A 7,805-nucleotide genomic window follows, 5' to 3' on the forward strand; every position below is an offset into this window, starting at 1 on the left:
AAATTCCTCTTTATTCTTACTAAAACGTATAAAAATCAGACAGGGAGCGAGTCTCCCTTCATTTGACAACAAATTTATGTTGTTTTCCTCCATAAAATTTATGATCTAGATCTCAAAAAAAAATTATTTTTCTTGTTCTCAGTAAGACATAAGAGTAAATTACACAGCATAATGAAGCCTAACTTCTTTTTTGTGAAATTTACTGGAGTTTATATGTCAAATTTAGACCAACAACATATCCTTGAAGTGATTAAACATGGTCTGATTGCTTCTTGCCAACCAGTGGATGACGGTCCAATGGATCATCCGGAAATTGTGGCAGCTATGGCGCAAGCCTCTGTAATTGGCGGAGCAGCAGGGTTACGTATTGAAGGCGTTGATAATTTAAAAGCAACACGCAAAATGGTGAAAGTTCCGATTATTGGGATTGTAAAACGTGATTTACCAGATAGTCCAGTACGCATTACCCCGTTTTTAACAGATGTAGAAGCATTAGCAGAAGCTGGTGCAGATATTATTGCTTTTGATGGTACTTTCCGTACTCGCCCAACGAGCATTGAAGATACCGTCAAACGTATTAAAGAATTAGGATTATTGTCAATGGCAGATTGCTCAACTTTTGAAGAAGGGATGTTCTGCCAAAAATTAGGTGTTGATCTGATTGGTAGTACGATGTCTGGCTATACAGGCGGTCCAATTCCAGCAGAACCTGATTATCAATTAGTGATTGATTTAGCGAAAGCAGGCTGTCGTGTTATGGCTGAAGGGCGCTATAACACACCAGAATTAGCAAGAAAAGCGATTGAAATTGGCGCACATTCGGTAACTGTAGGTTCAGCATTAACTCGCTTAGAACATATTGTAAGTTGGTTTGCTGATGCAGTGAAATCGGCAAATAAATAAGAGAAAGGACAGCCTATGCAAGTTCTCGCATTAGATATTGGTGGTACAAAAATTGCAGCTGCATTAGTGAAGAATGGCGTAGTAACACAGCGCCAGCAAATTGTGACACCGCAACAAAATGCAGTAGATGGTATGCACGAAGCGTTGGCACAAATTGTTGCTCAATATCAAGGGCAATTTGATTGTGTAGCAGTAGCTTCTACCGGAATTATTAATAATGGTGTATTAACGGCGTTGAATCCTAAAAATTTAGGTGGCTTAGCTGAATTTCCGCTAAAAGAGAGTATTGCTCGCCATACTGATAAACCAATTGGATTACTCAATGATGTACAAGCGGCTGCTTGTGCAGAATATAAAGAACAAGATGTAGAAAAAATTCAAAATTTTGTCTTTATCACCGTATCTACAGGCGTTGGTGGTGGTATTATTTTGGAGCGTCGTTTATTAACTGAACCTAATGGTGTTGCAGGGCATATTGGGCATACATTAGCAGATCCAAACGGGCCTGTGTGCGGTTGTGGACGGCGTGGTTGTGTAGAAGCGATTGCTTCAGGTCGAGCGATTGAAGCGGCTGCGAGCGTTTGGGAGAACCCTTGTTCACCAAAAGAAGTATTTGCACGCTTTCGTCAACAAGATCCACAAGCAACTGCGGTTGTACACCGTTCAGCGAGTACGATTGCTAATTTAATTGCCGATCTTGTGATTGGATTAGATATCGAAAAAGTAGTGATCGGCGGTAGTGTTGGCTTGGCAGAAGGTTATTTGCCGCTCGTACAGCACTATTTACAACAACAACCTAAATTTTATCAATGCCAAGTTGAACGTGCTTTCCATGGACAAGATGCAGGATTAATCGGTGCAGCATGGTGGGTTGAACAAAATCAAGCGAAACTAAAATAAGGATGACATATGTTTATTGGTGATTTAACAAAACAGGATTACAAATTAGGTTTACCAAAAGTGATTGGTGAAGCTCTCGATTATTTGAAAACAATCGATCTTGCTGCTTTAGAAGTAGGACGTCATGACATTACTGATCAAATCTATATGAATGTTATGGAATTAGATACTTGCGCAGCAGAGAGCAAAAAAGCGGAAATTCATCGTCAATATTTAGATATTCAAGTTTTAATCAGCGGTAAAGAAGCTATTCAATGTAGTCCAGTTTATCCAGATCTTTCACTTTATACAGAATATGATGAGAAAGACGATTATCAATTAACACCAGATATTGAAGCAAAAAGTGAAATTGTGTTACGTCCAAATATGTTTGCGATTTTCTTACCTTATGAGCCGCATAAACCATGCTGTAATGTAGAACAACAAGTACAGCATTTGAAAAAACTGGTTGTAAAAGTACCAGTCACCCTACTTTAATCTCATCAGGAGGCCGGAATGTCAGAGAGCGGAAAAATCCTTGATACTATTGGCGCTTTGCAAAATAGTTTAACGAAAACGGAAAAGCGTATTGCATCCGCAATATTGGCATCACCAAATTTATTGAGTCAGTCTTCTTTATCAGAAGTATCTGCGCAATTAAACGTAGGGGAAGCAACTTTTATCCGTTTCTGTCGTACGCTTGGTTTTAAAGGTTATACCGATTTTAAATTAGAACTGGCGATTGAATTGGCGACGCAAGAAAAACAAAATCAAACTTTGTTGGATACTGATGTTTCTTCCGATGATAGTGCATTTGAGATTGCGAAAAAATTACAGACTGCATTGGTGAATGTAGTAGGTGAAACCATCAATCTATTGGATTTTGAGCAATTAGAACGAGTAGTGGATGAGCTGCAAAGCGCGAAGCGAATTTTCTTGTTTGGTGTTGGTTCATCTGGGATCACTGCAGAAGATATGAAACATAAATTGATGCGCATTGGTTTGCAAGTTGATGCTACAACCAATAATCATTTTATGTATATGCAGGCATCATTAATGAAAAAAGGCGATGTCGTTATTGGCATTAGTCATTCTGGTTATTCTGAAGAAATTATTCGTACTTTGCGAATTGCACAAAAGAATGAAGCGAAAACAATAGCATTAACGCATAACTTACGTTCACCGATTACTGAAGTGGCAGACTATGTATTGATTAATGGTAATCGCCAAGGACAGATGCAAGGCGACTCAATTGGTACAAAAATTGCACAATTGTTTGTGCTAGATTTAATTTACGCTTTATTGGTACGTAAAGAAGAACAGCGTGCTATTCAAGCAAAACAAAAAACACTAAATGTCATTTTAGAACAACGAATCAAATAACTCTCTTGTCATAAGGAAACACTATGAAAAACTTAAAAGGTATTATCAGTGCACTATTAGTTTCATATAACGCAGATGGTTCTATTAACGAAAAAGGTTTGCGTGAAATCATTCGCTACAACATTGATAAAATGAAAGTGGATGGTTTATATGTTGGCGGTAGTACTGGCGAAAACTTTATGCTTTCTACTGAAGAGAAAAAACAAATCTTCCGTATTGCGAAAGATGAAGCAAAAGACCAAGTTGCATTAATCGCGCAAGTTGGTAGCGTTAATCTTCACGAATCTATTGAATTAGGTAAATATGCAACTGAATTAGGTTATGACTGTTTATCAGCAGTAACACCGTTCTACTATAAATTTAGTTTTGCAGAAATCAAAAATTACTATGACACCATTATTGCGGAAACTGGCAATAATATGATTGTTTACTCTATCCCATTCTTAACAGGTGTAAACATTGGTGTAGAACAATTTGGTGAACTCTATAAAAATCCAAAAATTATCGGTGTGAAATTTACTGCGGGTGATTTCTATCTATTAGAACGTGTGAAGAGAGCTTATCCAAATCACCTAATTTGGGCTGGTTTCGATGAAATGATGCTTTCTGCTGCGGTATTAGGCGTTGATGGCGCAATTGGTAGTACATTTAATGTTAATGGTGTACGTGCAAGACAAATTTTTGAATATGCACAACAAGGTAAAATTGCTGAAGCACGCGCAATTCAACACGTAACTAATGATTTAATCGAAGGTATCTTATCAAATGGTTTATACCTCACCATTAAAGAATTATTGAAACTTGATGGTGTTGATGCAGGTTACTGTCGTGAACCGATGACAAAAGAATTAACACCAGAAAAAGTTGCTTTTGCAAAAGAGTTAAAAGCGAAATATCTTGCATAAGATAATTGATTGATATTTCAATAAATTTAAAAATCTGCACTCAAAAAATTGAAGTGCAGATTTTTTGTATCTAGACAGTATAAAGGGAAGATTTATAATATTTGTAATTATTGATAACCAATGTGATGATTGATGTTACGTAAAATCGCTTTATTATCCAGTCTTAGTCTTGTCTCTTATGGTGTTATTGCAGCAGAAAGCAGTAATATTAGTAACACCCAACAAAATTATATTGAGCAACAAAAGTTAGATGCTCAACAACAACAACGTCAACAAGCACAAGAACAAGCACGTCAAAGTACATTTGCTGAACATCGTGAAGTCCGTGTCACCGCAAAGGGCAATGATATTCAAGCATTTCCCTCGGAATCGCCGTGCTTTCTTATTTCGCGAATCTATTTAACTGAATTCTCACCAGAAAAATCCTCTATTGACACACTCACTTCTGCTGATCTACGCACCAACTTCGATTGGGCATTACGTGCTGTGTATGCACCTAAAGATTTTACTTTACCGCATTGTTTGGGAGGACAAGGGGTAGGTGAAATCATTAAACGTGTACAAAATGCGATTATTGAAAAAGGGTATGTGACGACACGTGTATTGGCTCAGCCACAAGATTTGCGTCAAGGGCGTTTAGTGCTTACGGTGGTTCCCGGTAAAGTGAGACATATTCTTTTACGTGATCATAGTGATGTTTTAAAAGCCCATAAAGGCACGGTTTGGTTTGCCTTACCTCTAGGGCAAGGTGATTTGCTTAATATCCGAGATATTGAGCAAGGTTTAGAAAACTTAAAACGTCCACCGCATGTAGATGCCAATATTCAGATTGTGCCGGCAGAAGATGCTCAAGCATTACCTGGTGAGAGTGATTTACAGATCGATTTTAAACAAGCCTTTCCTTATCGATTATCGCTGTCTTTAGATGATAGCGGAAGCAAAGCAACAGGACGACTCCAAGCTGGAGCGACAGTGTCGATTGAGAATTTACTTTCGCTCAATGACATTTTCTATGGATCTTATACGCACAGTATTTCTCGTGGCAGTGACGATCCTGGCCGTCGTGGTAGCCGTAGCAGCAGTTTATATTATGCGATTCCTTGGAAGGATTGGTTATTCAGTTTCTCTTCTACACAAAATCGTTACCATCAAACAGTTTTTGGTGCTTTCACCAATTATGAATATGCCGGACGAAGTGAAACCACAACACTCAATCTTTCACGAGTGCTATATCGCAATAACGTTCGAAAAACGACATTCAATGTTGGTATTTGGCACAGAGAAAGTGCGAACTTTATTGATGATGCGGAAATTGAGATTCAACATCGCCGAATGGCGGGTTGGACGGCTGGCTTATCTCATCGAGAGTATTTCGGCAGTGCAACATTAGACATGAATTTTAATTATAAACAAGGTACTGGCGCATACCATTCTTTACCTGCGCCAGAAGAAAAATTTGGCGAAGGAACCTCTCGTCCGACAATTATGACAGCTTCACTCAGTTTTAAACAGCCTTTTATGATTGGTCAGCAACCTTGGCAATTTAATACCAGCTGGCAAGCACAATGGAATAAAACCCCATTAATTTTACAAGATATGTTTAGTATTGGCGGACGTTATACGGTTAGAGGGTTTGATGGTGAACTCACCCTGACAGGCGAACGTGGTTGGGTATGGCGTAATGAATTAGGCTGGAATATTGCCAATAAAGGACATGAACTTTATCTGGCATTAGACGGCGGCCATGTGAGTGGCAACTACACCAAAGAATTGCTCGGACAAAATATAATGGGTGGAGCGATTGGCTTACGTGGTAATTTGTGGGGTCTTGCTTATGACTATTTTGTCGGCATCCCATTGTATAAACCTAAAGGATTTCAGACATCACATGTCACAACCGGATTTAATTTAAGTTATCAATTCTAAGTGAAGCGTTGGGGAGTAAATTATGAATAAACATCTTTATCGCATTATCTTTAGTAAAACATTACAACGTTTAGTAGTGGTGTCAGAAATCGCAACACGCGAAGGTAAAGCCAAACATGAAAGTCAAATTTGTCATTCCGCTTCGCTTACACTTAGTAAATGTCCTCGCTGGACATTAAGACCACTTACTATTGGATTATATAGTCTTTTAGGCTTTTTCTATTTAGCGTCCGCTCAAGCAGATGAATTACAAATTCGAGCAGATAGTAGTGCGCCTAAAAACCAACAACCGATCGTTTTGCAAACAGCAAATGGTTTACCGCAAGTTAATATTCAAACCCCAAATGATAAAGGCTTATCACATAATAAATATCAACAGTTTGATGTCGCCGAAAAAGGGGCAATTCTCAACAATAGCCGTAAGAATGTGCAGACCGAGCAAGGTGGCTGGGTACAAGCCAATCCGTATTTGGTTGGTGGTGAGGCAAAAGTCATTTTAAACGAAGTCAATGCCACTAAACCAAGCCAATTAAAAGGCTATATTGAAGTAGCGGGCGGTAAAGCCGATGTGATTATTGCCAATCCAAGTGGGATTCATTGCGAAGGCTGCGGGGTGATTAATGCAGGACGCAGTACCTTTACCACAGGTGAAGTACAAATTGAGAATGGACAAGTCACCGGGTATCGCGTAGAAAAAGGCGCTGTCACTGTTTCTGGCCGAGGAATGGATACAAGCCGTCAGGATTATACCGACATCATCGCTAAAGAAGTGAAAGTCAATGCCGGGATTTGGGCAAAAGAATTAAAAGTAACGACTGGAAAAAATCAGGTTTCAGCTAAAAATGACAGTATCCAAGTGATACATGCTGGTGACGCGACCGAGCCTGTTGGCTATGCGGTTGATGTAGCTGAATTAGGTGGTATGTATGCGAATAAAATCCACCTGATAGGAACAGAAAATGGCTTAGGAGTACGTAACGCGGGTCATATTGGTGCTGCTGTAAGTGAAGTAAAAGTCACAACGGAAGGGCAACTAGTGAATACAGGTTATATTGGTGCCCAACAAGATATTACTCTGCAAAGTCAACATCAGATAGAAAATCAGGCGTCTGGCGTGATGTATAGCCAACAAGGAAATCTGCAAGCTACCAGTAAACAAAAAGGGATTCAACAACAAGGCAGTTTGATTGCCAAAGGAAAAGCACAAGGTAAAGGCAATATCACCCTAAAAGCCAAAGAAACCATCAGCCAATCCGGTGAGAGTTTGGCAGAAGGTAATATCGCTTATCAGGCGAAGAATATTGATGCTTCAACGACCTCTGTATTAGCAGCAGGTGTACGTTTTACGCCAACCGCAACAACAGAAGAGAAAACGATTAATCCACATAATGATCAAGGACAAACTCTCCACCTTGTTACCGAACAACATACCGCTGCACATGGACAAAATCTTGCCTCTGATCATATCCATATTGAAGCGGCAGAGATTGATTTATCCCAAAGCCAAACCAGTGCAAATCGTCTGACATTACTCGCTAAACAAGGCGATATTACGTTAGCCAATAGTGAAATCTTTATTGATAAAACGGCAACATTGAGTACCCCAACGACGCTTGCAACACCTAATGCAAAATTATTGGCTAATCATTTTCTTATCCAAGCCAATTATCTCAACAATCAACAAGGTTATTGGCAACAAACCGGTACCAATCGTTTAGATTTCCTATTGGCTCAAGGATTAAATAATCAGCAAGGTGTGTTACGTACACTCGGTGATTTAAATTACCAAGGTGCTCAGTTTAATAATCA

7 protein-coding genes are annotated in these 7,805 nt (G+C 39.1%); all 7 read left to right on the top strand.

Features of this window, described 5'->3' with window-relative positions; genetic code table 11:
* The first annotated feature begins 213 nt into the window (after positions 1–213).
* On the top strand, positions 214–903 hold the full coding sequence (locus QS62_RS02590; RefSeq protein WP_066105488.1) for an N-acetylmannosamine-6-phosphate 2-epimerase: 690 nt from the start codon (positions 214–216) through the stop codon (positions 901–903).
* A 15-nt stretch (positions 904–918) separates the two neighbouring features.
* Positions 919–1,803 carry an N-acetylmannosamine kinase gene (locus QS62_RS02595; RefSeq protein WP_066105490.1) on the top strand — a complete coding sequence of 295 codons (885 nt, stop codon included), beginning with the start codon at positions 919–921 and terminating at the stop codon, positions 1,801–1,803.
* Positions 1,804–1,812: 9 nt separating this feature from the next.
* Positions 1,813–2,280, top strand: coding sequence for an N-acetylneuraminate anomerase (gene nanQ, locus QS62_RS02600; protein WP_066105493.1), 468 nt, complete (start codon positions 1,813–1,815; stop codon positions 2,278–2,280).
* Between the two features lie 18 nt (positions 2,281–2,298).
* Entirely contained in the window at positions 2,299–3,165 is an 867-nt protein-coding gene (locus tag QS62_RS02605) for a MurR/RpiR family transcriptional regulator (RefSeq protein ID WP_066105496.1), read from the top strand.
* 23 nt (positions 3,166–3,188) lie between these two features.
* Positions 3,189–4,070 (top strand): N-acetylneuraminate lyase, encoded by an 882-nt coding sequence (nanA, locus tag QS62_RS02610; protein ID WP_066105499.1) that lies wholly within the window; start codon positions 3,189–3,191, stop codon positions 4,068–4,070.
* Between the two features lie 132 nt (positions 4,071–4,202).
* Entirely contained in the window at positions 4,203–5,996 is a 1,794-nt protein-coding gene (locus QS62_RS02615) for a ShlB/FhaC/HecB family hemolysin secretion/activation protein (RefSeq protein WP_066105502.1), read from the top strand.
* A gap of 22 nt (positions 5,997–6,018) precedes the next feature.
* A partial coding sequence (locus QS62_RS02620; protein WP_156550041.1) for a two-partner secretion domain-containing protein occupies positions 6,019–7,805 on the top strand: 1,787 nt, incomplete at its 3' end.

Source organism: Gallibacterium salpingitidis, from assembly GCF_001678495.1.
Lineage (GTDB): Bacteria > Pseudomonadota > Gammaproteobacteria > Enterobacterales > Pasteurellaceae > Gallibacterium > Gallibacterium salpingitidis.

Bases quoted from the DNA above. Each gene is read 5' to 3' on its own strand.
- nanA (WP_066105499.1), top strand. From the start codon at position 3,189: ATGAAAAACTTAAAAGGTATTATCAGTGCACTATTAGTTTCATATAAC.
- nanQ (WP_066105493.1), top strand. From the start codon at position 1,813: ATGTTTATTGGTGATTTAACAAAACAGGATTACAAATTAGGTTTACCA.
- QS62_RS02595 (WP_066105490.1), top strand. From the start codon at position 919: ATGCAAGTTCTCGCATTAGATATTGGTGGTACAAAAATTGCAGCTGCA.
- QS62_RS02605 (WP_066105496.1), top strand. From the start codon at position 2,299: ATGTCAGAGAGCGGAAAAATCCTTGATACTATTGGCGCTTTGCAAAAT.
- QS62_RS02590 (WP_066105488.1), top strand. From the start codon at position 214: ATGTCAAATTTAGACCAACAACATATCCTTGAAGTGATTAAACATGGT.
- QS62_RS02615 (WP_066105502.1), top strand. From the start codon at position 4,203: ATGTTACGTAAAATCGCTTTATTATCCAGTCTTAGTCTTGTCTCTTAT.